Source organism: Mycobacterium sp. 155 (assembly GCF_000373905.1).
Lineage (GTDB): Bacteria > Actinomycetota > Actinomycetes > Mycobacteriales > Mycobacteriaceae > Mycobacterium.
The window spans coordinates 1,698,206-1,724,363 of sequence record NZ_KB892705.1; the positions used below are offsets into that span (position 1 = coordinate 1,698,206).

The 26,158-nt window shown below is 66.1% G+C and carries 23 protein-coding genes; 11 read left to right on the forward strand and 12 right to left on the reverse strand.

Translation table 11 applies throughout. The features are described 5' to 3' along the window. Positions 1 to 67: 67 nt before the first annotated feature. The 8 genes from B133_RS0107900 to B133_RS0107935 form a co-directional block, all read right to left on the reverse strand. Complete coding sequence (locus B133_RS0107900) at positions 68 to 595, reverse strand: hypothetical protein (RefSeq protein ID WP_018600211.1); 528 nt, start codon at positions 593 to 595, stop codon at positions 68 to 70. A 29-nt stretch (positions 596 to 624) separates the two neighbouring features. Further along, entirely contained in the window at positions 625 to 966 is a 342-nt protein-coding gene (locus B133_RS0107905; protein WP_018600212.1) for a metal-sulfur cluster assembly factor, read from the reverse strand. Next, the gene (sufU, locus tag B133_RS0107910; protein ID WP_026256128.1) at positions 963 to 1,421 is read right to left on the reverse strand and encodes a Fe-S cluster assembly sulfur transfer protein SufU; all 459 of its coding nucleotides are present in this window, start codon (positions 1,419 to 1,421) and stop codon (positions 963 to 965) included. Before sufU ends, B133_RS0107905 begins: the two co-directional genes overlap by 4 nt. Beyond that, positions 1,421 to 2,710: a cysteine desulfurase gene (locus B133_RS0107915; RefSeq protein WP_018600214.1), complete on the reverse strand. Its 1,290-nt coding sequence runs from the start codon at positions 2,708 to 2,710 to the stop codon at positions 1,421 to 1,423. Before B133_RS0107915 ends, sufU begins: the two co-directional genes overlap by 1 nt. Positions 2,711 to 2,789: 79 nt before the next feature. Then, positions 2,790 to 3,557, reverse strand: a complete 768-nt coding sequence (sufC, locus tag B133_RS0107920) for a Fe-S cluster assembly ATPase SufC (protein ID WP_018600215.1) — start codon at positions 3,555 to 3,557, stop codon at positions 2,790 to 2,792. Next, entirely contained in the window at positions 3,554 to 4,768 is a 1,215-nt protein-coding gene (gene sufD, locus B133_RS0107925) for a Fe-S cluster assembly protein SufD (protein ID WP_018600216.1), read from the reverse strand. The genes sufC and sufD overlap by 4 nt, the downstream gene beginning before the upstream one ends. Beyond that, complete coding sequence (gene sufB, locus B133_RS0107930; protein WP_018600217.1) at positions 4,768 to 6,198, reverse strand: Fe-S cluster assembly protein SufB; 1,431 nt, start codon at positions 6,196 to 6,198, stop codon at positions 4,768 to 4,770. Before sufB ends, sufD begins: the two co-directional genes overlap by 1 nt. After that, complete coding sequence (locus B133_RS0107935; protein WP_018600219.1) at positions 6,195 to 6,968, reverse strand: metalloregulator ArsR/SmtB family transcription factor; 774 nt, start codon at positions 6,966 to 6,968, stop codon at positions 6,195 to 6,197. The genes sufB and B133_RS0107935 overlap by 4 nt, the downstream gene beginning before the upstream one ends. 122 nt (positions 6,969 to 7,090) lie before the next feature. Here B133_RS0107935 and mptB point away from each other — a divergent pair, with 122 nt between their 5' ends. From mptB to B133_RS0107955, 4 genes are all read left to right on the forward strand, one after another. After that, entirely contained in the window at positions 7,091 to 8,764 is a 1,674-nt protein-coding gene (mptB, locus tag B133_RS0107940; protein ID WP_018600221.1) for a polyprenol phosphomannose-dependent alpha 1,6 mannosyltransferase MptB, read from the forward strand. Beyond that, positions 8,761 to 9,714 (forward strand): ABC transporter ATP-binding protein, encoded by a 954-nt coding sequence (locus tag B133_RS0107945; protein ID WP_081618201.1) that lies wholly within the window; start codon positions 8,761 to 8,763, stop codon positions 9,712 to 9,714. Before mptB ends, B133_RS0107945 begins: the two co-directional genes overlap by 4 nt. A gap of 202 nt (positions 9,715 to 9,916) precedes the next feature. Further along, positions 9,917 to 10,696: an ABC transporter permease gene (locus B133_RS0107950; protein ID WP_026256130.1), complete on the forward strand. Its 780-nt coding sequence runs from the start codon at positions 9,917 to 9,919 to the stop codon at positions 10,694 to 10,696. Positions 10,697 to 10,751: 55 nt separating this feature from the next. Beyond that, positions 10,752 to 11,762 carry a heme A synthase gene (locus tag B133_RS0107955; protein WP_018600224.1) on the forward strand — a complete coding sequence of 337 codons (1,011 nt, stop codon included), beginning with the start codon at positions 10,752 to 10,754 and terminating at the stop codon, positions 11,760 to 11,762. Here B133_RS0107955 and B133_RS0107960 read toward each other — a convergent pair. Continuing rightward, positions 11,658 to 12,626, reverse strand: a complete 969-nt coding sequence (locus tag B133_RS0107960; RefSeq protein ID WP_157625987.1) for a RimK family alpha-L-glutamate ligase — start codon at positions 12,624 to 12,626, stop codon at positions 11,658 to 11,660. The genes B133_RS0107955 and B133_RS0107960 overlap by 105 nt on opposite strands. Positions 12,627 to 12,736: 110 nt before the next feature. Here B133_RS0107960 and B133_RS0107965 point away from each other — a divergent pair, with 110 nt between their 5' ends. Then, the gene (locus tag B133_RS0107965; RefSeq protein WP_018600226.1) at positions 12,737 to 13,711 is read left to right on the forward strand and encodes a quinone oxidoreductase; all 975 of its coding nucleotides are present in this window, start codon (positions 12,737 to 12,739) and stop codon (positions 13,709 to 13,711) included. A gap of 40 nt (positions 13,712 to 13,751) precedes the next feature. On the opposite strand, the gene B133_RS0107970 is transcribed toward B133_RS0107965, so the two are convergent. Then, a complete protein-coding gene (locus B133_RS0107970; protein WP_018600227.1) occupies positions 13,752 to 14,678 on the reverse strand; it encodes a heme o synthase in 927 nt (308 codons plus the stop codon). 584 nt (positions 14,679 to 15,262) lie between these two features. On the opposite strand from B133_RS0107970, the gene tkt reads away from it, so the two are divergent. From tkt to B133_RS0108000, 6 genes are all read left to right on the forward strand, one after another. After that, positions 15,263 to 17,353, forward strand: a complete 2,091-nt coding sequence (tkt, locus tag B133_RS0107975) for a transketolase (RefSeq protein WP_018600229.1) — start codon at positions 15,263 to 15,265, stop codon at positions 17,351 to 17,353. Between the two features lie 12 nt (positions 17,354 to 17,365). Next, complete coding sequence (tal, locus tag B133_RS0107980; RefSeq protein ID WP_198291048.1) at positions 17,366 to 18,484, forward strand: transaldolase; 1,119 nt, start codon at positions 17,366 to 17,368, stop codon at positions 18,482 to 18,484. After that, positions 18,481 to 20,025 (forward strand): glucose-6-phosphate dehydrogenase, encoded by a 1,545-nt coding sequence (zwf, locus tag B133_RS0107985; RefSeq protein WP_018600233.1) that lies wholly within the window; start codon positions 18,481 to 18,483, stop codon positions 20,023 to 20,025. Before tal ends, zwf begins: the two co-directional genes overlap by 4 nt. A 31-nt stretch (positions 20,026 to 20,056) precedes the next feature. Beyond that, complete coding sequence (gene opcA / locus B133_RS0107990) at positions 20,057 to 20,968, forward strand: glucose-6-phosphate dehydrogenase assembly protein OpcA (protein ID WP_018600234.1); 912 nt, start codon at positions 20,057 to 20,059, stop codon at positions 20,966 to 20,968. Then, entirely contained in the window at positions 20,961 to 21,674 is a 714-nt protein-coding gene (gene pgl, locus B133_RS0107995; RefSeq protein WP_018600235.1) for a 6-phosphogluconolactonase, read from the forward strand. Before opcA ends, pgl begins: the two co-directional genes overlap by 8 nt. Before the next feature lie 87 nt (positions 21,675 to 21,761). Beyond that, complete coding sequence (locus B133_RS0108000; protein ID WP_018600236.1) at positions 21,762 to 23,117, forward strand: FAD-dependent oxidoreductase; 1,356 nt, start codon at positions 21,762 to 21,764, stop codon at positions 23,115 to 23,117. Between the two features lie 17 nt (positions 23,118 to 23,134). Here B133_RS0108000 and B133_RS24610 read toward each other — a convergent pair whose 3' ends face one another. Together B133_RS24610 and ppc are read right to left on the reverse strand one after the other, a co-directional pair. Next, entirely contained in the window at positions 23,135 to 23,281 is a 147-nt protein-coding gene (locus tag B133_RS24610) for a hypothetical protein (RefSeq protein WP_018600237.1), read from the reverse strand. Between the two features lie 60 nt (positions 23,282 to 23,341). Next, a complete protein-coding gene (gene ppc, locus B133_RS0108010; protein WP_018600238.1) occupies positions 23,342 to 26,146 on the reverse strand; it encodes a phosphoenolpyruvate carboxylase in 2,805 nt (934 codons plus the stop codon). Positions 26,147 to 26,158 lie beyond the last annotated feature (12 nt).

A 26,158-nucleotide genomic window follows, 5' to 3' on the forward strand; every position in this document is an offset into this window, starting at 1 on the left:
CTCTGTCGGTCCCCGTCTCGCCGAAAACTAACGAGGACAGCCGACAAGAAAGCCCGAGGATCGGGAGTTATCCACAGGCTCGGTCGACATTGGCGAGCAATTGCGCCTGGCGCTTCGGCCACCAGAAAAGCTCGGCCAACAACGCCGCTAGGTAGATCACCGAAGCCACAGCATTGCCCCACGAGCCGAATACGGCATCCCAAGCTGTCGTCCCGACCGCGACGACGAGAACCACCAGCAGTAACCACCGCAGCGATCGAGCCTGCGCCGCCGCGGCATGCATACCGCGGCGATAGTCGACGGCGGCGACCATAAGCCGGGCATCCTCGATGCGGTCACCGCCGCGCGCCGCAGTGACCACCGCGACCCGGTCGGCGCTGTCGAGTTGCTTGGCTGCTGGCCAGTACCGAGCCATCCGCAGCGGCATCCATATCCCGTAGAAGACGCCGATGATCACGAACACCGCGACGCCTGCCACCCAGAACCCGGAGTCCAACAAGGCTAGGACCGCCAGACACAACCCGACACTGCCTCCGATGACCACAGCGCGATAGAAAAAACCACCTCGCCACACGAAGGCCGGGATCGTCAGCACAACGTTACGGAAGAGGTATGACAGCGGGCCTAAACGGTGAAACCGAGCGCCCGCAGCTGTTCACGACCCTCGTCGGTGATCTTGTCGGGGCCCCACGGCGGGTTCCACACCCAGTTGATCCGGAGCTCATCCACGAGCCCGGCGCCAACCAGCGCGGTCCGCGACTGATCTTCGATCACGTCGGTCAACGGGCAGGCCGCCGATGTCAGTGTCATGTCGATCAGCGCGACAGTGCCACTGTCCTCTTTCTCGACGTTCAAGCCGTACACCAGGCCGAGGTCGACGACGTTGATCCCCAGCTCCGGATCGACGACGTCGCGCATGGCCTCCTCGACGTCTGCCAGCAGCTCGTCATTGGCCGTATCGGTCATGCCGTCTCCCTGTGCGAATCGTTGGCCTCGGCAAGCGCGGCCTTGAAGGCTGTCCAACCCAGCAACGCGCACTTGACCCGCGCCGGGTACTTGGCGACCCCGGCGAAAGCGATGCCGTCACCGATGACATCTTCGTCCCCCTCGACGTTGCCGCGGGAGGAAATCATCTCGGTGAACGCGGCGACTGTACCGAGCGCGTCGCCGACACTCTGTCCGATCACCTGATCGGTCAGCACCGAGGTGGACGCCTGGCTGATCGAGCAGCCCTGTCCGTCATATGAGATATCGGTGACGGTGTCGCCGTCGTCAGACAGCGTCACCCGCAGGGTCACCTCGTCTCCGCAGGTGGGGTTGACGTGATGTACCTCGGCTGCGAACGGTTCCCGCAGCCCCCGGTGATGGGGATGCTTGTAGTGGTCCAGGATGACGTCCTGGTACATCTGTTCCATTCTCATCATCGATCCCCGGTCGCTTCGCTCCTGCCTGCCGCACCGAAGAATTCCACGGCTCGTTTCACCCCGGCGACCAGCCGGTCCACTTCATCGAGCGTGTTGTACACCGCGAACGATGCGCGCGCGGTCGCGGCGATGCCGAATCGGCGATGCAACGGCCAGGCGCAGTGATGCCCGACCCGCACCGCCACGCCGTCGTCGTCGAGCACCTGCCCGACATCGTGGGCGTGGATGCCGTCAACGACGAAGCTCACAGGTGATCCACGGTGTTCCATGGACGTCGGTCCGATGATGCGAACGTTCGGCAGCCCCGCCAGTCCTTCCAGGGCGGCGGCAACCAGCTCGGCTTCGTGCGCCTCGACCGCGGGCATCCCGATCGCGGTCAGATACCGTGCGGCGGCCGCCAATCCGACCACCTGCGACGTCATCGGTGTGCCGGCCTCGAACCGCTGCGGCGCTGGGGCGTAGGTCGTCTTCTCCATGGTCACGGTCTCGATCATCGAGCCGCCGGTGATGAAGGGGGGCATCGAGTTCAGCAGCTCCGCCCGACCGTAGAGCACACCGATTCCGGTGGGCCCCAGCATCTTGTGACCGGAAAACGCGGCGAAGTCGACGTCGAGCGCGTGGAAATCGACCGGCTGGTGCGGCACCGACTGGCAGGCGTCCAGCACCGTCAGGGCCCCGACCGCCTTGGCGCGCGACACCAGCTCGTGCACGGGAGCAATCGCCCCCGTCACGTTCGAATGATGGCTGAACGCCACCACTTTCACACGCTCGTCGAGTTCCAGCGAATCCAGGTCGATACGGCCGTCCTCGGTGACCGAGTACCACTTCAGGGTGGCCCCGGTGCGCTGCGCCAGCTCTTGCCACGGAATCAGATTGGCGTGATGCTCCAGCTCCGTCGTGACGATCACGTCACCTGGTCCGACAGCCCGCTCGAACCGCTTGTCCCCCAGCACATACGCCACCAGGTTGAGCGATTCGGTGGCGTTCTTGGTGAAGACCAACTCGTCGGGGTCGGCGCCGACGAATGCCGCGATGTCGGCTCGGCCCTGCTCGTAAGCGTCGGTGGACTCCTCCATCAATTGATGCGCACCGCGGTGCACCGCCCCATTGGAGGTGGTCAGGAAGTTCCGTTCGGCATCCAGTACGGTCAGCGGCTTCTGCGAGGTCGCCCCGGAATCCAGGTAGGCCAACTGATTTCCACCACGCATGACCCGACTCAAGATCGGAAAATCGGCACGGATCCTGGACAGTTCGGCCAGATCCAGCGTCTGCGCTGCCGCGGTCACGATTTTGCTCCTCGCGTCCGCGTCACGATTTTGCTCCTCGCGTCCGCGTCACTATTTTGCTCCTCGCGTCCGCGCCATGTCAGGCTCCGACGGCTTGGGTGAAGCGCACGTATCCGTTCTCTTCGAGCTCGTCGGCCAGCTCGGGCCCACCGGATTCCACGATGCGTCCGCCGACGAACACGTGCACGAACTGCGGGTGGATGTAGCGCAGGATCCGGGTGTAGTGCGTGATGAGCAGAATGCCGCCGTGGGTCTCTTCCGAGTAACGGTTGACGCCCTCACTGACGACCCGCAGCGCGTCGACGTCCAGGCCCGAATCGGTCTCATCGAGGATTGCGATCTTGGGCTTGAGCAGGCTCAGCTGCAGAATCTCGTGGCGCTTCTTCTCACCACCTGAGAAGCCCTCGTTGACGCTGCGCTCGCCGAATGCCGGGTCGATCTCCAGGTCGCTCATCGCGGCCTTGACTTCCTTGACCCAGTGCCGCAGCTTCGGGGCCTCGCCGCGGACCGCGGTGGCCGCAGTGCGCAGGAAGTTCGACATCGACACGCCGGGTACCTCGATCGGATACTGCATCGCCAAAAAGAGGCCCGCTCGCGCTCTTTCGTCAATGGTCATCGCCAGCACGTCCTGGCCATCGAGGGTGATCGAACCGGAGGTCACGACGTACTTGGGATGGCCGGCGATGGCGTAGGACAGCGTGGACTTGCCGGATCCGTTGGGCCCCATCACCGCATGCGTCTCGCCCGACTTCACGGTGAGGTCGACGCCCTTGAGGATGGGAATCTCTTCGGCGGCATCCTTGGCCGCGACGCTGACGTGGAGGTTCTTGATTTCCAGAGTGCTCATGCGTGCGTGATTCCTTCGGTTTGCTCAAGTTCGTGTTCGATGGCCGCGGTGAGGCGCTCCCGGACCGCGGGGACGGAGATCTTCTGGATCAGCTCGCCGAAGAATCCGCGGACCACCAGGCGCCGGGCCTGATCCTCGGGGATACCGCGGGCCTGCAGGTAGAACAGCTGCTCATCGTCGAATCGGCCGGTAGCGCTGGCGTGCCCGGCGCCGATGATCTCGCCAGTCTCGATCTCCAGGTTGGGCACCGAGTCGGCGCGCGCGCCGTCGGTGAGCACCAGGTTGCGGTTCACCTCGTAGGTGTCGGTGCCGGTAGCCGCGGCGCGGATCAGCACGTCGCCGATCCAAACGGTATGGGTGTCGGGCTTTTTCGAAGACGGATCCCCTTGCAGCGCACCCTTATACGTGACGTGCGACCGGCAGTTCGGATGGGCGTGATCGACCAGCAGCCGCGATTCGAAGTACTGACCGTCGTCGGCGAAGTACAGGCCGAGCAGTTCGGCGTCCCCGCCGGGGCCGGTGAACCGCACCCGTCCGGTCAGCCGCGCGACGTCGCCGCCGAGGGTGACCGCGAAATGCCGCAGCACGGCGTCCTTGCCCAGCGTCGCGTGGTGCGTGCTGACGTGCACAGCGTCGTCATCCCAGTCGGCGATCGACACAACCTTCAGCTGCGCAGCGTCACCGACGACGAATTCGACGTTGTCGGCGTAGGTTCCGCCGCCACGCTGGTCGAGGACCACCACGGCTTCGCCGAGCTCCTCGACCCGCACCTGCAGGTGGCCGTAGGCCGTCGAACCCTCGCCGGGACCGTTGACGGTGATCTCGATCGGTTCGGCAACCTGGGCATTCCGCCCGACCGTAACGATCGTGGCGTGGCCGAACGACGAGAACGCCTGAGCCGCAACGCGGTCCGCGGGTACGCCGCCCTGCCCGAGCCGAGCGTCGCCACGCTCCACGGTCTCGACGGTGACGCCGGGATGCTCGGACACCTCGATCAGCGCACTGCCGGTCACTGGAGCGGACCCGTTGTGCAGGCCGCGAAGCCTCCTGAGCGGGGTGAACCGCCAGATCTCGTCGCGGCCGTGCGGTATCTCGAAGGCGTTGACGTCGAAGGACGTGAAGACCTCGCCCTTGTTGGCGGCAGCCAACGTCGAGCCGGAGCCGGCGGCAGCCAACGTCGAGCCTTCAACGGCCTCTGTCAGATTCCCCACTAGCCGACCGCGCCTTCCATCTGCAGCTCGATGAGCCGGTTGAGCTCAAGTGCGTATTCCATAGGCAGTTCCTTGGCGATCGGCTCGACGAAGCCGCGCACCACCATTGCCATTGCCTCGTCCTCGGTCATGCCGCGGCTCATCAGGTAGAACAGCTGATCCTCACTGACCTTCGACACCGTGGCCTCGTGGCCCATCGTGACGTCGTCCTCGCGGATGTCGACATACGGGTAGGTGTCCGAGCGGCTGATGGTATCGACCAGCAGCGCATCGCATTTCACGCTGGATCGCGATCCGTGGGCGCCCTTGTTGATCTGGACCAGACCCCGGTAGGAGGAGCGGCCACCACCGCGGGCCACCGACTTGGACACGATGTTGGACGACGTGTTCGGCGCCAGGTGCAGCATCTTGGCGCCGGTGTCCTGGTGCTGACCCTCGCCGGCGAACGCCACCGAAAGCACCTCACCCTTGGCGTGCTCGCCGGTCATCCAGACCGCCGGGTACTTCATGGTGACCTTGGAGCCGATGTTGCCGTCGATCCACTCCATGGTGGCGCCGGCTTCGGCCCGGGCCCGCTTGGTGACCAGGTTGTAGACGTTGTTCGACCAGTTCTGGATCGTGGTGTAGCGCACCCGGGCGCCGGGCTTGACGACGATCTCGACGACCGCCGAGTGCAGCGAATCCGACTTGTAGATGGGCGCAGTACATCCCTCGACGTAATGCACGTAAGAGCCCTCGTCGGCGATGATGAGGGTCCGCTCGAACTGGCCCATGTTCTCGGTGTTGATCCGGAAGTAGGCCTGCAGCGGGATGTCGACGTGCACGCCCGGAGGCACGTAGATGAACGAGCCACCCGACCACACCGCGGTGTTGAGCGCCGAGAACTTGTTGTCGCCTGCCGGGATCACGGTGCCGAAGTACTGCTTGAAGATCTCCGGGTACTCGCGTAGCCCCGAGTCAGTATCCAGGAAGATAACGCCTTGTGCCTCAAGGTCTTCGCGAATCTGGTGGTACACCACCTCCGACTCGTACTGGGCCGCCACACCTGCCACCAGCCGCTGCTTCTCAGCCTCTGGGATACCCAGGCGGTCGTAGGTGTTGCGAATGTCTTCGGGCAGTTCCTCCCAGGACGCGGCCTGCTTCTCGGTGGACCGCACGAAGTACTTGATGTTGTCGAAATCGATGCCGTCGAGGTTGGAACCCCAGTGCGGCATCGGCTTCTTGTCGAACGTGCGCAACGCCTTGAGCCGAGTCTCGAGCATCCATTCCGGCTCGTTCTTCTTCCCCGAGATGTCACGCACGACGGCCTCGGAAAGACCGCGTTGCGCGCTGGCACCCGCGGCATCGGAATCCGACCAGCCGTAGCCGTACTTCCCCAGCGACGCGATGGCTTCTTCCTGGGTCAGTGGCGTATCGGGCGTGATGGTCATGTCGCCGCTCCTTGATCGATAGTGGTGGCGGTCCGGGCGTGGGCTGCGCTCCGAACGTCGGACGAATGGTCGTGATCGAGTGGGACGTGGGTGGTACAGGCACAGTCACCGTTGACGATGGTGGCCAGCCGCTGCACGTGGGTTCCCAGGATTTCGGCGAACGCCTCGCGCTCCGTCTCACACAGTTCGGGGAATTCCTCGGCGACGTGGGACACCGGACAGTGGTGCTGGCAGATCTGCACACCGCGGACAGGCCCGCTGACCGGGTTGGTGGTGGTCGCGTAGCCGGCCTTGGTCATCGCCGCGGCCACCCGATCCGCGGTCTCCGCCACATTGCCGGAGCCCACGGTCACGCCCGCCAGGATGGTGTCTATACGACGCCGCGCAAAGGTCCGGACTGCATCCTTACCGCCGATCTCGCGTAGTTGCCGGATGGCTGCGACCGCCAGATCGTCGTAGGTGTGGCCGAGCTTGGCCCGCCCGGCCGATGTCAGCTGGTAGCGCTTGGCCGGCCGGCCGCGGCCGCTGTGCTGCCAGGGCGCGGCGGCACTGGCTTGGGCATCGCCGGCATCGATGAGGGCGTCGAGATGGCGGCGCACTCCCGCGGCCGAAATGCCGAGACGCTCACCGATCTGCCCGGCAGTGACCGGACCCTCGAGCAGCAGTTGGATGATGGCGCTGCGTGTCTGACCGTCGGATACGCCGGCAACGCCGACCGGAGCCGACGAACCGGCCCCAGCCTCGCGCGTCCCGCCCGAACGGATTTTCACAACACCATTGTGACGGAATTCAGCGAGCGGTTCTAGCAAGGGTAACCTTACGTGATCTGAGCCACCCCTACCCGGTCCGTTGCCTGCCCTGACCACTCAACATTGGCGGTTACGCTGCTCTGATGGCCAGCCGCCTGTCATCTGTCAGCTCGTCGATCGCCCGGTGGCACGGCGACGAACGTGCGGTCGGCTCGCCCCTCAACGACACCGAGGTCGTCGCACTGCGCCGGACCAGGCTGTTCGGCGCGACCGGCACCGTCCTGATGGCCATCGGGGCGCTAGGCGCCGGTGCCCGTCCGGTGGTGCAGGATCCGACGTTCGGGGTGCGGCTGCTCAATCTGCCGTCCCGCATCCAGACGGTGTCGCTGACGATGACCACGACCGGCGCGGTCATGATGGCGCTGGCCTGGCTGATGCTGGGCCGGTTCGCGCTCGGCCCGCGCCGCATGTCACGCAGCCAGCTCGACCGCACGCTGTTGCTGTGGATGCTGCCGCTGCTGATCGCGCCGCCGATGTACAGCAAGGACGTCTACTCCTACCTGGCCCAGAGCGAAATCGCGCTGCTCGGGCTCGATCCCTACCGCGTGGGCCCCGCCACCGGTCTGGGCCTCGACCACGTCTTCACGCTGTCCGTGCCCAGTCTGTGGCGAGAGACCCCGGCGCCCTACGGACCGCTGTTCCTCTGGATCGGACAGACCATCTCGGGAATGACCGGAGAAAACATCGTCGCGGCCGTGTTGTGCCACCGGCTGGTGGTGCTGGTCGGCGTCGGCCTCATCGTGTGGGCCACCCCCCGACTCGCACACCGATGCGGTGTCGCCGAGGTCAGCGCACTGTGGCTGGGCCCGTGTAACCCGCTGCTGTTCATGCACCTCGTCGCAGGTATCCACAACGAGGCACTGATGCTCGGCCTTATGCTCGCCGGCACCGAGTTCGCGCTGCGCGGCATCGATTCGAGCCGCCCACTGGTCCCCTCGCACACCTGGCCGCGCACCGCCGCCGACTGGGCCCGGTGGCAACCGATGGCGATGCTGCTCCTCGGCGCGGTGCTGATCACCATGTCTTCGCAGGTCAAACTCCCCTCGCTGCTGGCACTCGGGTTCGTTGCGATGGCGCTGGCGTGGCGTTGGGGCGGCACTGTGAAAGCATTCTTCCTCGCCAGCTTCTTCATGGGCTCGGTGTCTCTGGTGGTGATGGGCCTTATCGGATGGGCCAGCGGCCTGGGCTTCGGCTGGCTGTTCACCCTGGGCACGGCGAACGTGGTGCGCAGCTGGATGTCGCCCCCGACCCTGCTGGCGCTGGGCACCGGGCAGGTGGGCATCCTGCTTGGTCTTGGCGACCACACCACGGCGGTGCTGGCGCTGACTCGCGCGATCGGCGTCTCGATCATCGCCGTCGTCGTCACCTTGCTGCTGCTGGCGGTGATGCGCGGTCGCCTGCATCCGGTCGGCGGTCTCGGAGTTGCCCTGGGCGCCACCGTCCTGCTGTTCCCCGTGGTGCAGCCGTGGTACCTGCTGTGGGCGATCGTTCCGCTCGCCGCCTGGGCCACGCGCCCCGGCTTCCGCGGCGCCACCATCGTGCTGACACTCGTCGTGGGCATCTTCGGCCCCACGGCCAACGGCGACCGGTTTGCGCTGTTCCAGATTGTCATGGCGACGCTTGCGAGCGCGGTGATCGTGCTGATCCTGATCGGGCTGACGTGGCGCAGGCTGCCGTGGCGCGGGTCGCCCGAGCCGGCCACGGGGCCACCAGCGGCACCGGCCGCCACCTCCGACGCCTACGCTGAGTCCCCGTGAACTCGCGTTCCGGCTCTGAGGGCTCCCCGTCTGAAATACCCGTGCTCCTGCGCGGCGTCACCAAGCTGTACGGCTCGACGACGGCGGTGTCCGGCCTCGACCTGCAGGTCCACCGGGCCCAGGTACTGGCCCTGCTCGGCCCCAACGGCGCGGGCAAGACCACCACCGTCGAGATGTGTGAGGGCTTCATCCGGCCCGACGGCGGCACCGTCGAGATCCTCGGGCTGGATCCCGTCACCGACAACGCCCGGCTGCGCGAGCGGATCGGCGTGATGCTGCAGGGCGGCGGTGGTTACCCGGCCGCGCGCGCCAGTGAAATGCTCAACCTGGTGGCGTCGTATGCGGCCAACCCGCTGGATCCCGCCTGGCTGATGGACACCCTCGGGCTGACCGAATCCGCGCGCACCACCTACCGCCGGCTCTCGGGTGGGCAGCAGCAGCGGCTGGCCCTGGCGTGCGCGGTGGTCGGCCGTCCCGAACTGGTATTCCTCGACGAGCCGACCGCAGGTATGGACGCACACGCCCGAATCGTGGTGTGGGAGTTGATCGATGCCCTCCGTCGTGACGGTGTGACAGTGGTGCTCACGACGCATCAGCTGACCGAGGCGGAGGAACTCGCGGACAACATCGTGATCATCGACCACGGTGTGGTGGTGGCCACCGGCACACCCGCCGAACTGATGCGCAGTGGCGCAGAGAACCAACTCCGTTTCAGCGCGCCCCCCAAGCTCGACCTGTCCCTGCTCGTCGGGGCGCTACCGGAGAACTACAAGGCCATGGAGAGCGCACCGGGTGAATATCTGGTCGAGGGGCACATCGATCCGCAGGTGCTGGCCACCGTGACGGCCTGGTGTGCGCGGCTGGACGTGCTGGCCACCGACATGCGGGTGGAGCAACGCAGCCTGGAGGACGTGTTCCTGGACTTGACTGGACGCGAGCTACGGGGCTGACGAGCGCTTGCGCGAGGAACTAACGATACTGACGAGCGCTTGCGCGAGGAACTAACGATACGGACGAGCGCTTGCGCGAGGAACTAACGATACGGACGAGCGCTTGCGCGAGGAACTAACGATACGGACGAGCGCTTGCGCGAGGAACTAACGATATGGACGAGCGCTTGCGCGAGGAGCCAACGATATGACGGATAACGAGATGACGGCGGCCAACCGCTTCGAGCCCGGGACGTTCTCCCCCGACCCGCGACCGGCCAGTGTGCAGAAGATGCTGGGCGCGCAGTACGAGCTCGACCTCAAACTGTTGCTGCGCAACGGCGAGCAGTTGCTGCTCACCATGTTCATCCCGATCACGCTGCTGATCGGGATGACCCTGCTGCCGCTGGGGTCGTTCGGCGAGCATCGCGCCGCCACGTTCACCCCGCCGATCATGGCGTTGGCCCTGATCTCCACGGCCTTCACCGGGCAGGCCATCGCTGTTGCGTTCGATCGCCGCTACGGCGCACTCAAGCGGCTCGGCGCCACCGCGCTACCGGTGTGGGGCATCATCGCAGGCAAAGCGCTGGCCGTGATCACCGTCGTGTTCCTGCAGGCCATCCTGTTGGGTGCCATCGGTTTTGCGCTCGGATGGCGCCCGACGCCCGCGGGTCTGGCGCTGGGCGCGGTGATCATCGCGCTCGGCACGGCCAGTTTCACTGCGCTGGGGCTTCTGCTAGGCGGCACGCTCAAGGCCGAGATCGTGCTGGCGCTGGCGAATCTGCTGTGGTTCGTCTTCGCCGGCTTCGGAGCGCTGACGCTGGATGGCAGCCTGGTGCCTTCGACATTGCGGTGGGCGGCCCGGCTCACCCCGTCGGGTGCGCTGACCGAAGCGCTGACCCGAGCGATGTCCCTGTCGGTGGACTGGTTCGGCGTGATCGTGCTGGTGGTGTGGGGCGCTGTTGCCGCGGTGTGTGCGATGCGCTGGTTCCGGTTCACCTGATGAGCGCACCAGCCCCTACTACGAACTGTAGTTTCGGTTCATCTACGATCAGCCCGTGACCGTCGGACGCCTTCTTCTGCGACTGGTCGATCTGCTGCCCGAACCGAGCCTGCGGGCCCAGCGCATCATCGCGTTCCTGGTGATCCTGACCCAGGGCGGTATCGCGGTGACCGGCGCGATCGTGCGGGTGACGGCTTCCGGCTTGGGGTGCCCGACCTGGCCGCAGTGCTTCCCTGGAAGTTTCACCCCGGTTCCCCATGCCGAGGTCGCCGTGGTGCATCAGGTCGTCGAATTCGGCAACCGGATGATCACCTTCCTGGTGGTGTTGACCGCCGCGGCGGCCGTGCTGGCAGTCACCCGGGCCCGCCGCCGCCGCGAGGTCCTGATCTACGCCTGGCTGATGCCCGCGTCCACGGTGGTGCAGGCCATCATCGGCGGTATCACCGTCCGGACCGGCCTGCTGTGGTGGACCGTGGCCATCCACCTGCTGGCCTCGATGACCATGGTGTGGCTCTCCGTTCTTCTGTACGTCAAGGTCGGCCAGCCTGACGACGGAATTACAACCGAGCGGGTGACAAAGCCATTGCGGCAGCTGACCGCACTGAGCGCCGTCATTCTGGCCGCGATCCTGGTGACGGGCACCCTGGTCACCGGGGCAGGCCCGCACGCCGGGGACAAGAGCCTCGACCGCGTCGTGCCGCGCCTGCAGGTCGAGATCACCACCCTGGTGCATGCGCATTCATCGCTGCTGGTCGCGTATCTGTCGCTGCTCATCGGGCTGGGGTTTGGGCTCACCGCGGTGCATGCGCCGCGGCCGGTCATGATCCGGTTGGGCGTGCTGCTGATCCTGGTGTGCGGCCAGGGACTGGTGGGGATCGTGCAGTTCTACACGGGGGTGCCTGCGGCGCTGGTCGCTGTGCACGTCGCCGGGGCGGCCGCGTGCACGGCCGCGACCGCGGCGCTATGGGCGTCGATGCGAGAGCGGGCCGAGCCCGAGCCGCTCCAAGGCCGATTCGATGCCGAGCGCAAATTGCCGTTCGGCGTTAGCTCGGTTGACGGGGCTTAGCTGCCGAAAACCCAGGGACGGTTCGACGAGTTCGAGTTCCAGCAGTCGAGGATCGTCGGGACCTTTCCCCGTCGCTGCGCTCGCCCCGGCCCCGCCGATCACATCCACCCGGGCATAGAGCAGGTCGCCCGGGTCGATGTCGAACATCCGCGTCACCGCCGCGATCGCCATCCGCCCGACTTCCCAAACGTCGTCCTCGGGTTCGGCCGGGGACAGAGATTCGGTCGCGAAGGTTCCGGTCTCCTCGAACTCCGGCTCGCTACCGGCCGGCGGGAGTATCGGGCCCTTGGTGAACGCGTGGGATTCCTCGCCGTTGAGGAACACCAGGGCCGACTCGCCTGCCGCGATCCTGGCGTCATAGGGCTGCACCAGAACAGCCCGCCCGTGCGCGTGTAGGGCGGCGGCATGAGCCGCGGCGGCCGTGGCATCGATGAACCGTTGCGCGCCTCGCGAACCCGCACCGACCGCGGGTTTCACCACCACCTCGCCCGCTGGAACGGTGACTGTATGGCCGACCGGGAAATACCGCGTGGGAATCACCGGTACCCCCATCTCCGCCAGGTCGATCAAATAATGCTTGTCGGTGTTCCACGCCACCAGACTGGGCGAATTGATGAGGTTACGCACCGAACGGGTCCACGCCAGGAACTCACCGAGCCGGTCGACGTAGTCCCAGGTTGCCCGGAGCACCACCAGATCCGCATCCCGGGTCGCGGGGTCGTCCCAGGGCAGCCACCGTGCATGCAGGCCTCGTGTGCGCAACGCCGCGATGAGACCGTCGTCGTCACCGTCGCCGTCGGGCAGTGCCGGGCAACTGGCGAACACGATGCGCGGGTGGAAGATGTCCGGACGGGCGAGCTTCACACAATCCTCCATGGTCGGTACCGATCGGCGGGCCACTTCCAAGGGTGTCACGGGCCCTGGCTGCGCGTCGCGGAGCACGGGAACTGCCGGCACTTGGCAGGATGGTCTGCATGCGCGCGATCGAAGTCTCCGAGACCGGTGGACCCGAGGTCCTCAAGTTCATCGAACTGTCCGAGCCCACCCCTGGCCCCGGCGAGATACTGATCAAGGCTGAGGCGATCGGCGTCAACTTCATCGACACCTACTTCCGGTCCGGCCTCTATCCGCGCGAGTTGCCGTTCGTCGTCGGCACCGAGGTGTGTGGCACGGTCGCCGCAATCGGTGACGATGTCGCGGCGCTTGCCGTAGGCGACCGGGTGGTGACCGCCAACGCCACCGGCGCCTATGCCGAGTACTGCGTTGCCCCGGCAGATTTCAGTGCCTACGTGCCGGACAGCGTGGCTCCGGACGCGGTGGCTTCCGCATTGCTCAAGGGTATGACCGCGCACTACCTCATCAAGTCGACCTATCCGGTGCAGCCGTCGGATACCGTCCTGCTGCACGCGGGTGCCGGCGGCGTCGGGCTGATCCTCACGCAGTGGGCCACCAGCATCGGCACCCGGGTGATCACCACGGCGTCGACGCCGGAAAAGGCCCAATTGTCCCGGCAGGCCGGTGCTGTCGAGGTGCTCGACTACCCCGATGACCCGGCAGAATTCGCCGAGAAGATCCGCGACCTCACCGGCGGTCTTGGGGTCGCCGCGGTCTACGACGGCGTCGGTAAGTCCACATTCGACGCGAGCCTGGCCAGCCTGGCGGTGCGCGGCACGCTTGCTCTGTTCGGTGCGGCCAGCGGCCCGGTTCCACCGGTTGACCCGCAGCGCCTCAACTCGTCGGGATCGGTGTTCCTCACCCGGCCGACACTGGCGCACTACACCCGTACGCCCGACGAATTCTCGTGGCGGGCCGGAGAACTGATCAACGCGATCGCCAACGGGACCATCAATATCACCGTCGGTGGCCGCTACCCGCTGGCCGAAGCCGCCCAGGCGCACACGGACCTGCAGGGTCGTAAGACCGTCGGCTCGATCGTCCTGGTGCCCTAACCGAATACGCTCGGGGTTCTCGGCTCCAGGGATTGCCGGATCAGAACAGTGTCGGCAACGCGAGCGCCGAGTCCACGGCCAGTGCGCAGAACACTACCGCGAGGTAGTTGTTGGACTGCAGGAACAGCCGCAGCGGCTTGACGGGCTCGCCGCGCTTCACTCCGGAGTACAGCTGATGAGCCATCACCAGGAACCACGCGCCGGCAAGCACCGCGACCGACGCGTACAGCCAGCCGGTGGCCAGCGCCAGCACGAGCGTTGTCAACACGGTGAGCCAGGTGTAGATGACGATCTGCCTGGTCACCTGCAACTCGGTGGCCACTGCCGGCAGCATCGGCACCCCGGCCGCCTTGTAATCGTCCTTGTAGCGCATCGCTAGTGCCCAGGTGTGCGGCGGCGTCCAGAAGAAAATGACCAGGAACATCACCAACGCGGGCCACTGGATGGTTCCGGTGACCGCCGACCACCCGATCATCACCGGCATGCATCCGGCCGCACCACCCCACACCACGTTCTGCGAGGTGCGCCGCTTGAGCAGAAGGGTGTAGACGAAGACGTAGAACGCGATCGTCGCCAGGCCCAGCAGCCCCGACAGCAGGTTGGTGGTCCACCACAGCCAGGCGAACGACGCCACCGTGAGCACCAAGCCGAAGATCAGCGCATGGCGGGTGGGCACCGACGCCCGGGCCAACGGCCGGCGGGCGGTGCGCTTCATCACCTTGTCGATGTCGGCGTCGGCCACGCAGTTGAGCGTGTTGGCGCCTGCGGCGGCCATCATGCCGCCGATCAGCGTGTTCAGGATCAGCAGCGGGTCAACGACACCGCGATGCGCGAACAGCATCGCGGGGATAGCCGTCACCAGCAGCAGTTCGATGACACGCGGCTTGGTGAGTGCCAGATACGCCAGAAAAGTGGTGCGTATGCGGCTCGGCGCCCCACCGAGGGAACGGCGCTCGCGAATGCTCACGCAAATAACTCCTCGGGTGACAGCAAGCGACTTCTACTACGGACGATGGTAGACCGCGAGGCTGAGTGCCCGTCACCGCAGGGTCGATTCAGGTGAACGGCCGGGTGATCGCAGCCCAACCAGCCTGCATCGGATGAGCTCGCGGCACCAAGCCTCGATCCACCGATCGATTTCGGCGGACACGAGGGGCGTCGCGCCGCCTGAACTGGGATGATTGGTTCTCCTGAGGCAACAGTGGCCCGGTTCGAGACAAAGCACTTCCGGCCAGTCTGAACCTCGTTGCGCGAGTTCACGTTCGGCCATGCTCCCAACTCGAGTCGATGTCCGATGAGCCATCACCGGCGCCACCAACCTGAATTGGCGGACGCCTCACAATCCACCGCGAGGCCCATCCCGAACAAACCGGAAAGGCTGCCCAAAGCAGCGGTCCCATCACGCCTACAAAGTGAAAATCAAGATCCGGCACGACCGAATCTGGGCTATCTCAGTCCATCACGTGGACTCACGCTAAGGTGTCTCACGGAAGCCGTGCGCTCGACCGCGCACGGCTCGGCATAATCGATTCAGAACTTAGGAGCGACGTAGTGACCACCGTCGAAGAGATCTCCGCCCTCACCCGCCCGAACCACCCCAACGACTGGACGGACCTCGATTCGGTCGCCGTCGACACCGTCCGCGTGCTGGCCGCCGACGCGGTGCAGAAGGTGGGCAACGGCCACCCGGGTACCGCCATGAGTCTGGCTCCCCTGGCGTACACGCTGTTCCAGCGCCAGATGCGCCACGATCCCAGCGACACCCATTGGATCGGTCGCGACCGATTCGTGCTGTCCTGTGGGCACTCCAGCCTGACCTTGTACCTCCAGCTGTACCTCGGCGGTTTCGGCCTGGAACTGGCCGACATCGAGGCACTGCGCACCTGGGGTTCGCTGACCCCGGGACATCCCGAGTACCGCCACACCAAGGGTGTCGAGATCACCACCGGCCCGCTGGGCCAGGGCCTGGCCTCCGCGGTCGGGATGGCGATGGCCGCCCGCTACGAGCGCGGCCTGTTCGACCCGGACGCTGCCCCCGGTGAGAGCCCGTTCGACCATTACATCTATGTGATCGCCTCCGACGGTGACATCGAGGAGGGCGTCACCAGCGAGGCGTCGTCGCTGGCCGGCACGCAGCAGCTGGGCAACCTGATCGTGTTCTGGGACGACAACAAGATCTCCATCGAGCACGACACCCAGATCGCCCTGACCGAGGACACCCCGGCCCGCTACCGCGCCTACGGCTGGCATGTCCAGGAGGTCGAGGGCGGCGAGGACGTCGTAGCCATCGAAGTGGCCATCGCCGAAGCCAAGAAGGTCACGGACAAGCCGTCGTTCATCGCGGTGCGCACCGTCATCGGCTACCCGTCGCCCACCAAGATGAACACCGGCGACGTGCACGGTGCGGCGCTGGGCGCCGACGAGGTCGCGGCGACCAAGAAGGTCCTCGGTTTCGATCCCGACAAGTCCTTCGATGTGCGTGCCGATGTCATCGACCACACTCGCGAACTCGTGGCCCGCGGCAAACAGGCGCACGACGAGTGGCAGGTCTCCTTCGACGCCTGGGCCAAGCGGGAGCCGGAGCGCAAGGCGCTGCTGGACCGCCTGTTGGCCCGTGAGCTGCCCGAGGGCTGGGACGCCGACCTGCCGCACTGGGACACCGACTCCAAGCCGGTGGCCACTCGCGCCGCCTCCGGTGCGGTGCTGTCCGCCGTCGGGCCGAAGCTGCCCGAGCTGTGGGGCGGTTCGGCCGACCTTGCCGGCAGCAACAACACCATCATCAAGGGCGCCATGTCGTTCGGCCCGCCGTCGCAGTCGACCCATGACTGGACCATGAGCTGGTACGGCCGCAACTTGCACTTCGGCATCCGCGAGCATGGGATGGGCGCCATCCTGGCCGGCATCGTGCTGCACGGCCCGACCCGGGCCTACGGCGGTACATTCCTGCAGTTCGCCGATTACATGCGCCCCTCGGTGCGGTTGGCCGCTCTGATGGACATCGACCCGATCTACGTGTGGACGCACGATTCGATCGGGCTGGGCGAGGACGGCCCGACCCATCAGCCGATCGAGCACGTGGCGGCGCTGCGGGCCATCCCGAACCTGTCGGTGGTGCGCCCGGGTGACCCGAACGAGACCGCCTACGCATGGAAGGCCGTGCTGGAGCGCGGGGCCAACACCGGACCCGTGGGGTTGATCCTGACCCGGCAGGGTGTGCCGGTGCTGGAGGGCACCAGCGCTGAGGGCGTGGCCCGCGGCGGTTACGTGCTCGGCGGCGCCTCCGACGAGGACCCCGAGGTGGTCATTATTGCCACCGGCTCGGAACTGCAGCTGGCGGTCGCGGCCCAGAAGTCGTTGGCCGACAAGGGTGTTACGGCCAGCGTGGTGTCGATGCCGTGTGTGGAGTGGTTCGAGAGCCAGCCGCAGGAGTACCGCGACTCGGTACTGCCACCCAGCGTGTCGGCGAGGGTCGCGGTCGAGGCCGGTATCGCTCAGCCGTGGCACAAGCTGGTCGGCGACACCGGTGAGATCGTGTCCATCGAGCACTACGGCGCATCGGCTGACGACAAGACGTTGTTCCGCGAGTTCGGATTCACCCCCGAAGCCGTGGTGGCCGCAGCGGAACGATCCCTGAACAACTAGTAAAGAAGGCGAATCATGACTCAGAACCCGAATCTCGCGGCGCTGAGTGCCGCGGGCGTGTCCGTTTGGCTCGACGACCTGTCGCGTGAGCGGCTGCAATCAGGCAACCTCACTGACCTGATCAACACCCGCAGCGTCGTCGGCGTCACCACGAACCCGTCGATCTTCCAGGCTGCGCTGTCCAAGGGCACGGCCTACGACGCTCAGGTCTCCGAGCTCGCCCAGCGGGGCGCCGACGTGGACGCCACGATCCGCACCGTCACGACCGACGACGTACGCAACGCGTGCGACGTGATGGCCAAGACGTTCGAGGCGTCCGACGGAGTGGACGGCCGGGTGTCCATCGAGGTCGACCCGCGGCTGGCCCACGAAACCGACAAGACGATCCTGCAGGCGATCGAGCTGTTCAAGATCGTCGACCGGCCCAACGTGCTGATCAAGATCCCCGCGACGCTGGCCGGCCTGCCCGCCATCGCCGCGGTGATCGCCGAGGGCATCTCGGTGAACGTCACGCTGATCTTCTCGGTGGAGCGGCACCGGGCCGTCATGGACGCCTACCTGGAGGGTCTGGAGAAGGCTCGCGAAGCCGGTCACGACCTCTCCAAGATCCATTCCGTCGCATCGTTCTTCGTGTCCCGCGTGGACACCGAGATCGATGCCCGGCTGGAGAAGATCGGTTCCGCAGAGGCGCTGGCGCTGCGTGGGCAGGCCGGTGTCGCCAACGCTCGCCTGGCCTACGCCGCCTACGAGGAGGTGTTCGGCGGTAAGCGTTACGCGTCGCTGAAGGCTGACGGCGCACGGGTACAGCGGCCGCTGTGGGCCTCGACGGGCGTGAAGAACCCGGACTACTCGGACACGCTGTACGTGACCGAGCTGGTGGCCCCGAACACCGTGAACACCATGCCGGAGAAGACCATCGAGGCCGTCGCCGATCACGGTGTCGTCACCGGTGACACCATCTCCGGCACGGCCGCGGCCTCGCAGGAGACCTTCGACAAGCTCGCCGCGGTCGGCATCGATCTGGCCGACGTGTTCAAGCTTCTCGAGGCCGACGGCCTGGACAAGTTCGAGAAGTCATGGCAGGAACTGATCGATGCAACCCAGGGCCAGCTTGACGCTGCGAAGAAATGAGCGCTACGGAAACACCGATGATCTGGCGTAACCCGTTGCGGGACAAGCGTGACAAGCGCATGCCCCGCATCGCGGGTCCGTGTGCGGTCGTCATCTTCGGCGTCACTGGCGACCTGGCCCGTAAGAAGCTGATGCCGGCGATCTACGACCTGGCCAACCGCGGTCTTCTGCCACCCAGTTTCGCGCTGGTCGGGTTCGCCCGGCGCGACTGGGCGGACGAGGATTTCGGCAAGATCGTTTACGACGCCGTCAAGGCGCACGCCCGCACCCCGTTCCGTCAAGAGGTGTGGGACCGGCTGGCCGAGGGTTTCCGGTTCGTGCAGGGCACGTTCGACGACGAGGCGTCTTTCGAGCGCCTGAAGGACACCCTGCACAAGCTCGACGTGGAACGCGGCACCAGCGGTAATCATGCGTTCTACCTGTCGATCCCGCCGAACGCGTTCCCGCAGGTCTGCGAACAACTCTCCAAGTCTGGGCTGGCCGACAAACCGGAGGGCAGCTGGAGCCGGGTGGTCATCGAAAAGCCATTCGGCCATGACCTCAAGAGCGCCGAGGAACTCAACGGCGTGGTCAACAGCGTCTTCCCGGAGTCGTCGGTGTTCCGTATCGACCACTACCTCGGTAAGGAAACCGTTCAGAACATCCTGGCTCTGCGCTTCGCCAACGAGCTGTTCGAACCAGTGTGGAACTCGCACTATGTGGACAGCGTGCAGATCACCATGGCCGAGGACATCGGGCTCGGCGGGCGTGGCGGCTACTACGACGGTGTCGGCGCCGCCCGCGACGTCATCCAGAACCACCTGCTGCAGCTGTTGGCGCTCACGGCGTTGGAGGAGCCGGTGAACTTCTCCCCCGCCGAGCTGCAGTCCGAGAAGATCAAGGTGCTCGCGGCGACGCGGCTGGTGGAGCCGTTGGACGAGACGACCTCCCGCGGGCAGTATGTCGCCGGCTGGCAGGGCGGCGAGAAGGTCGTCGGTCTGTTGGACGAGGAGGGCTTCTCCAAGACGTCGACGACCGAGACGTTCGCAGCCATCACGCTGGAGGTGGATACCCGCCGCTGGGCCGGTGTGCCGTTCTATCTGCGCACCGGAAAGCGGTTGGGCCGCAGGGTCACCGAGATTGCACTGGTGTTCAAGCGGGCCCCGCACCTGCCGTTCGATGCCACCATGACCAATGAGCTCGGCGAGAACGCGCTGGTGATCCGGGTGCAACCTGACGAGGGCATCACGCTGCGGTTCGGGTCGAAGGTTCCCGGCCACATCATGGAGGTCCGTGATGTCAGCATGGACTTCTCCTACGGGTCGGCATTCGCCGAGGAGTCGCCGGAGGCCTATGAGCGGCTGATCCTTGATGTGCTGCTGGGTGAGCCGTCGCTGTTCCCAGTCAATGCCGAGGTCGAATTGTCTTGGAAGATCCTGGATCCCGCTCTCGACTACTGGGCCTCCCACGGCAAGCCGGACCCCTACGAAGCCGGTACCTGGGGCCCGGATTCTGCGTTCGAGATGCTGCAGCGAACCGGTCGGGAATGGAGGCGCCCGTGAGAAGGGCTCGCGTGAGGAACCGAGGACTCAAATGATCGTCGATCTACCCGACACTAATACCGGTGCGATCAACAAGAAGATCGTCGCGTTGCGCGAAGAGGGTGGCGCGATCACCCTCGGCCGGGTGCTGACACTGGTCATCGCACCCGATACCGAAGCGCTGCTTGAGGAATCGATCGAGGCGGCCAACGCGGCCAGCCGGGAGCACCCCTGCCGAGTCATCGTCGTCCTCCCCGGCGACCGGCTGACCACCGAAGCCCGGCTGGATGCCCAGCTACGGGTGGGCCGCGACGCCGGCGCCAACGAGGTGGTGGTGCTGCGGTTGTCCGGGCCGCTGGCCAACCATGCCAGCAGTGTGGTGATCCCGTTCCTGCTACCCGACACCCCGGTGGTGACGTGGTGGCCGGACCGCGCCCCGGAGGTTCCCGCACAGGATCCGCTGGGCAAGTTGGCCGTCCGCCGCATCACCGATGCCACCAACGGCGAGAATCCATTGGCCTCCATCAAGAGCAGGCTGGCCGGCTACTCCCCCGGCGACACCGATCTGGCGTGGAGCCGGGTGACCTACTGGCGGGCCCTGTTGGCCGCGACGCTGGACCAGGCACCCTTCGAGCCGATCACCTCCGTTTTGGTGTCCGGCCTGAAAGACGAACCGGCGCTTGACATCATGGCCGGATGGCTGGCCAGTCGCATCGATTGTCCGGTGACTCGCGCCGTGGGCGAGCTGAAGGTTCAGCTGACCCGGGCCAGTGAGACGATCACACTGACTCGGCCGCAGCAGGGAGTCACCGCCACGTTGACCCGCACCGGAGAGCCGGATGCCCGAATTCCGCTGGCCCGCAGGGAAACTCGCGATTGCCTGGCAGAGGATATGCGACGGCTCGACGCCGACGAGATCTATTTCGAAGCGCTGCAGGGCATCGACAAGGTCACGTATGTCTGAGCAGGTGATCGAGACGTACGTCGACGCCGACGAGTTGGCGGCCGCGGCGGGCGCTCGACTGGTCGGGGCGATCACGTCAGCGATCGCGAGCCGCGGCGAGGCGGCCATCGTGCTCACCGGCGGCACCGTCGGCATTGCGCTACTGCGCCATGTCGCCGGTGCTGAGATCGACTGGTCGAAGGTTCACCTGTTCTGGGGCGACGATCGCTTCGTGCCCGCCGACTCCGCCGACCGCAACGAAAAGCAGGCCCGCGAGGCGCTGTTGGAGTCCATCAACATCCCCGCGGGTAACGTGCATCACATGGCCGCCAGCGACGGCGAGTTCGGTGACGACATCGACAGCGCCGCAGCGGCATACGAGAAGGCGCTGCCCCCGGAATTCGACGTGCATCTGCTGGGGATGGGCGGCGAGGGACACGTCAACTCGTTGTTCCCGGACACCCCGGCCGTACGGGAGGCCACCCGGCTGGTCGTCGCCGTGACCGACTCGCCCAAGCCGCCGCCCCGGCGCATCACCCTTACCCTGCCCGCCGTGCACCGGGCCCGCGAGACATGGCTCGTGGTGGCCGGCGCGGAGAAGGCTGACGCGGTGGCCGCCGCGGTGGGCGGAGCCGATCCGGTCGACGTGCCCGCGGCGGGCGCAATCGGCCGGAAGCGGACGGTGTGGCTGCTCGACAGGCAGGCCGCCGCCAAGCTGCCTGCCTGAGTTCTGTGACGCGGATCTCCCCCGTAAAACTTGCCAGGTACACCTGGTAGTAATTTAGGCTTGCCTTACCTAATACGTGAGGCGGTTATGAGGACGATCCAGATAGCGGTAATCGGTGCAGGCCCGGCAGGAATCTATGCCGCAGACATCCTGACCAAGGAATACGAACACGCACGTGTCGACGTATTCGACCGTCTCCCAGCACCTTACGGTCTTGTCCGGTACGGGGTCGCTCCTGACCATCCGCGTATCAAGGAGATCATCAAAGCACTGCGCCGGGTGCTCTCGCGGGACGAGATCAGATTCATCGGCAACGTGCACTACGGCACCGATGTCACGCTGCCCGAACTGCGCCGTCACTACGATGCGGTGATCTTCTCTACCGGTGCGCGCGCGGATCGTAGCCTCGACATCCCCGGTATCGAACTCCCCGGAAGCTACGGCGCGGCCGACTTCGTGTCCTGGTACGACGGACATCCTGACGTGCCACGGAGTTGGCCGCTCACCGCGAAAAATGTCGCGGTGCTCGGCGCGGGCAACGTCGCCCTGGACATCGCCCGCATGCTCGCGAAGCCCGCCGACGAACAACTCACGACCGAGATCGCCGGCAACGTGTACCAGGGCCTGGCGGCCAACGAGGCGACCGATGTGCACGTGTTCGCCCGCCGGGGACCGGCGCAGATCAAGTTCAGCCCCATGGAATTTCGTGAGCTGTCGCACTCGCCGAACGTCGATGTCATCGTGCATCCGGAGGGTTTCGAGATCGACGAGGCCAGCCAGCAGGCCATCAACAGCACCAAGTCGACCAAACTCGTCGTCGACACCATGATGAAGTATCTGGAGCGCGAATCCACCGGTGCGGCGAACCGCATTCACATCCACCTGTGCCAGGCGCCGGTCGCGGTGCTGGGCACAGATCGGGTCGAGGGACTGCGCACCGAACGCACCGAGCTGATCGGGGACGGAACCGTACGCGGCACCGGCGAATTCACCGATTGGCCGGTCGAGGCCGTGTATCGCGCGGTGGGCTATCTCTCCACGCATCTGGCGGACCTACCGTTCGATCATCACGCCGGAGTCATCCCGCACGACGCCGGCCGCGTGCTCGACATCGACGGCACGCTCATCGATGCGACCTACGTGACCGGCTGGATCAAGCGGGGTCCCGTCGGGCTCATCGGACACACGAAGTCCGATGCCGCCGAAACCGTCAACAGCCTGCTCAGCGACCTGCCCGGGCTGCGTATGCCCGAGATCACCGATCCCGACGCGATATTCACGCACCTGTCCGCCAAGGACGTCGACTACACCACCTGGGAAGAGTGGGAACGCCTTGATGCGCACGAGGTCTCGCTGGGCGAGGTGCAGGGCCGCGAGCGCGTCAAGGTGGTTCCGCGTGAGGACATGATCCAGGCCGGGCGTCACGTACTGGTCCGTGACTAGCTTCACGGCCTGACCGTTCACGCTTCCTCGGCAGTGTGCCCGGGGCACCGGTCGCCCTGCGCGTCGGCCAGCGCCTCGCCGTACCCCGCCAGGTAGTCGGACAGAACCGGCTCGGGGGTGCGCTCACACCTCAATTGCCAGCGGTACGAACAGTATTTCGCCACACCGGTTCAGACGCACGAGCATCCGGTTCGGTTCCGTTGCCGGCCGTCGCGGCAACGGGATCAACCGCTGTTCCGCAACGCGGTGGCCAACCCACTCATCGTGAGCAGGATGCCACGCTGGACCCGCTCATCGGTGTCCCCGGAACGGTAGCGCCGCAACAGCTCGACCTGCAGATGGTTGAGCGGCTCGAGATACGGGAATCGGTTGAATACCGACCGGGCCAGGGCCGGGTTGTCGGCCAGTAGATCGTTCTGACCCGTGATCAACCGGTGCATGCGGATGGTGCGCTCGTGTTCGGCGACGATCTTGTCGAATACCCGAGCTCGCAGGTCCTCATCGTCGACCAGCTCTGAATACCGCGCCGCCAAACCCATATCCGACTTCGCGAGCACCTGAGCCATGTTCGACAGCACGGTCGCGAAGAACGGCCAACGTTCGTAGAGGTCCTGCAGTACCGCCAGCCGAGCATCCTCGTTTTCCGGACCTTCCGCCGACAAGTATTCCTCGAACGCCGTCCCGGTCCCGTACCAGCCGGGCAGCATGACCCGCGACTGGCTCCAGGCCAGCACCCACGGGATGGCGCGCAGATCGGCGATCGAGGTGGTCGGCTTGCGGGAGGTGGGGCGGCTACCGATATTGAGCGCGCCGATCTCGCTCACCGGTGTGGATGCTTTGAAATAGTCGACGAAACCCGGTGTGTCGTGCACCAATTCGGCATACGCACGTTGAGCACGGGCAGCGAGATCGTCCAGTACCGCGTATGCCGGGCCGGCCTCGTCGCCGAGCCCTTCGACGTCGAGCAGCGTGGATTCCAGGGTCGCGGCCAGCAGGGTCTCGAGATTGCGGTGTGCGATCCGGGGTTCGGCATACTTGGCCGCGATCACCTCACCCTGCTCGGTGATGCGCAGCGACCCCTTCACCGCACCGGGCGGCTGCGCCAGGATGGCGTCATAGCTGGGACCCCCACCGCGGCCGACGGTGCCGCCGCGACCATGGAAGAGCCTCAACCGGATTCCGGTTTTACGCGCCGATTCGACCAGATCCAGCTCAGCCCGGTACAACGCCCAGTTGGCCGCCAGATAGCCGCCGTCCTTGTTGGAGTCCGAGTAGCCGAGCATCACTTCCTGCTGCCGGCCGCGTGCGGTGACGATCTCGCCGTACACCGGCAGGTCCAGGGCGTCCTCCAGGATGGCCGACCCGCGCTGCAGGTCGTCGATGGTCTCGAACAGCGGCACGATGCCCACCGGGCAGTAACCGGTCGAAACATCCAGCAGCCCAGCCTCTTTCAGGAGCACCGAGGCCTCCAGCAGATCGGAGACCGACTGACACATCGAGATGATGTAGTTGGGTACCGCCTGCGGCCCGAGCACCTTGACCGCACGCGCCGCGGCGGCGACAATGCCGAGTTCCTTGTGCGCCAGCTCCGAGAGCTGTGCGCCCTCTCCGATGAGCGGCCGCCTGGTGGCCAGCTCAGCGGTCAGCAGTTCGATCCGCTGCGGTTCAGGCAACGAGGCATAGTCAGGGTGCACTCCGGCCCAGGCCAGCAGCTCGGCGACGACCTCCTCGTGCACCTCCGAGTTCTGCCGCATGTCCAGGCCGCACAGATGGAAGCCGAAGACCCGCACGGATTCCCGCAACCGGGCCAGCCGATCGTCGGCCACTACCGCGCTGCCGTGCCCGCGCAGAGAGGCGTCGACGGTATCGAGGTCGGTGAGCAACTCTGCCGGCGACGCATACGCGGTCAGCCCCAGGTCGAGCATGTGTTCGGGCTGCTCGTCGAGGATCGCAGCGGCCGTCGCGGTGAGCCGCGCATGGATCACCCGCAGCGCCCGGCGGTACGGTTCGTCCGCGCGGGCCGGTTCGGTGCAGGTATCGGCGAGGGCTGTCAGCGCGGGGCTGACACGGACCAGCCGCGCCGACATCGACAGCTCTTCCTCCAGCGCGGTGAGCTCGGTGAAGTAGCGTGCCAGCGCCATGTGGGCGGCGCGGCCGGTGGCCATCCGGACAACCTCTGGTGTCACGTTGGGGTTGCCGTCGCGGTCACCGCCGATCCACGACCCGGGCCGCAGGATCGGATCCTGCAACAACCCGGCATCGGGCCAACGAGCCTGCAACGCGGCTCTTACCTGAGCGTTGACCTGGGGTATGACCTCAAAGAAGGCCGACGGGTAGTAGCGCAGGCCGGTTTCGATCTCGTCGGAGATCTTCAGCCGTGACAACCGCACCAGGGCGGTCTGCCACAGCGTGAGGATGTGCCGCCGCAATTCGACCTCGATGTCGCGGTCGTCGGCGGTGTGAGTGTGGCCGTGCAGCCTCAGCCGCATCAGCTCAGTGATCCGGTGCTGGGTGTCGAAGACGGTCCGGCGCCGGGTTTCGGTGGGATGTGCGGTGATGACCGGTGAGACCAGCGCGCCGGTAAGCGCATCGGCGACAGCAGCGGAGTCGAGTTCAGCGGAATCCAGCTTGAGGTAAGTGGCAGCCAGGCTGCTGTCCTGCGGCGGTTCCCCGGCCGCCACATGCACCGCGCGGCGCCGCTCCCGGTGGATGTCCTCCGCCACGTTAGCCAGCAACGCGAAATGGGTGAACGCCCGGATCACCGGGATGGCCTGGTGGACATCGATTCCGGCGAACAGCCCGGCCAACTCGGCGCGGTCGATCTCGGAGCGGCGGACCCGGAACGATTCCACCCGCGCCCGCTCTACGAGGTCGAACACCGCCTCGCCGTTCTGTTCGCGCACAGTGTCACCGAGGATGGAGCCGAGCAGCCTGATGTCCTCACGCATCGGCTCAGTGGCCTCCCGACCTACCTGGGTGCGGTACACCGAGCCGATGGGCAACAGGGTGGTATCGGAAGCATCCGTCATGGGTTCCAGTAT

Excerpts from the sequence above, each read along its gene's own strand:
- sufU (WP_026256128.1), bottom strand. The coding sequence starts at position 1,421 with ATGAGAATGGAACAGATGTACCAGGACGTCATCCTGGACCACTACAAG.
- zwf (WP_018600233.1), top strand. The coding sequence starts at position 18,481 with ATGAGCGCTACGGAAACACCGATGATCTGGCGTAACCCGTTGCGGGAC.
- B133_RS0107950 (WP_026256130.1), top strand. The coding sequence starts at position 9,917 with ATGACGGCGGCCAACCGCTTCGAGCCCGGGACGTTCTCCCCCGACCCG.
- B133_RS0107965 (WP_018600226.1), top strand. The coding sequence starts at position 12,737 with ATGCGCGCGATCGAAGTCTCCGAGACCGGTGGACCCGAGGTCCTCAAG.
- ppc (WP_018600238.1), bottom strand. The coding sequence starts at position 26,146 with ATGACGGATGCTTCCGATACCACCCTGTTGCCCATCGGCTCGGTGTAC.
- sufC (WP_018600215.1), bottom strand. The coding sequence starts at position 3,557 with ATGAGCACTCTGGAAATCAAGAACCTCCACGTCAGCGTCGCGGCCAAG.
- B133_RS0108000 (WP_018600236.1), top strand. The coding sequence starts at position 21,762 with ATGAGGACGATCCAGATAGCGGTAATCGGTGCAGGCCCGGCAGGAATC.
- opcA (WP_018600234.1), top strand. The coding sequence starts at position 20,057 with ATGATCGTCGATCTACCCGACACTAATACCGGTGCGATCAACAAGAAG.
- B133_RS0107905 (WP_018600212.1), bottom strand. The coding sequence starts at position 966 with ATGACCGATACGGCCAATGACGAGCTGCTGGCAGACGTCGAGGAGGCC.
- pgl (WP_018600235.1), top strand. The coding sequence starts at position 20,961 with ATGTCTGAGCAGGTGATCGAGACGTACGTCGACGCCGACGAGTTGGCG.
- sufB (WP_018600217.1), bottom strand. The coding sequence starts at position 6,198 with ATGACCATCACGCCCGATACGCCACTGACCCAGGAAGAAGCCATCGCG.
- mptB (WP_018600221.1), top strand. The coding sequence starts at position 7,091 with ATGGCCAGCCGCCTGTCATCTGTCAGCTCGTCGATCGCCCGGTGGCAC.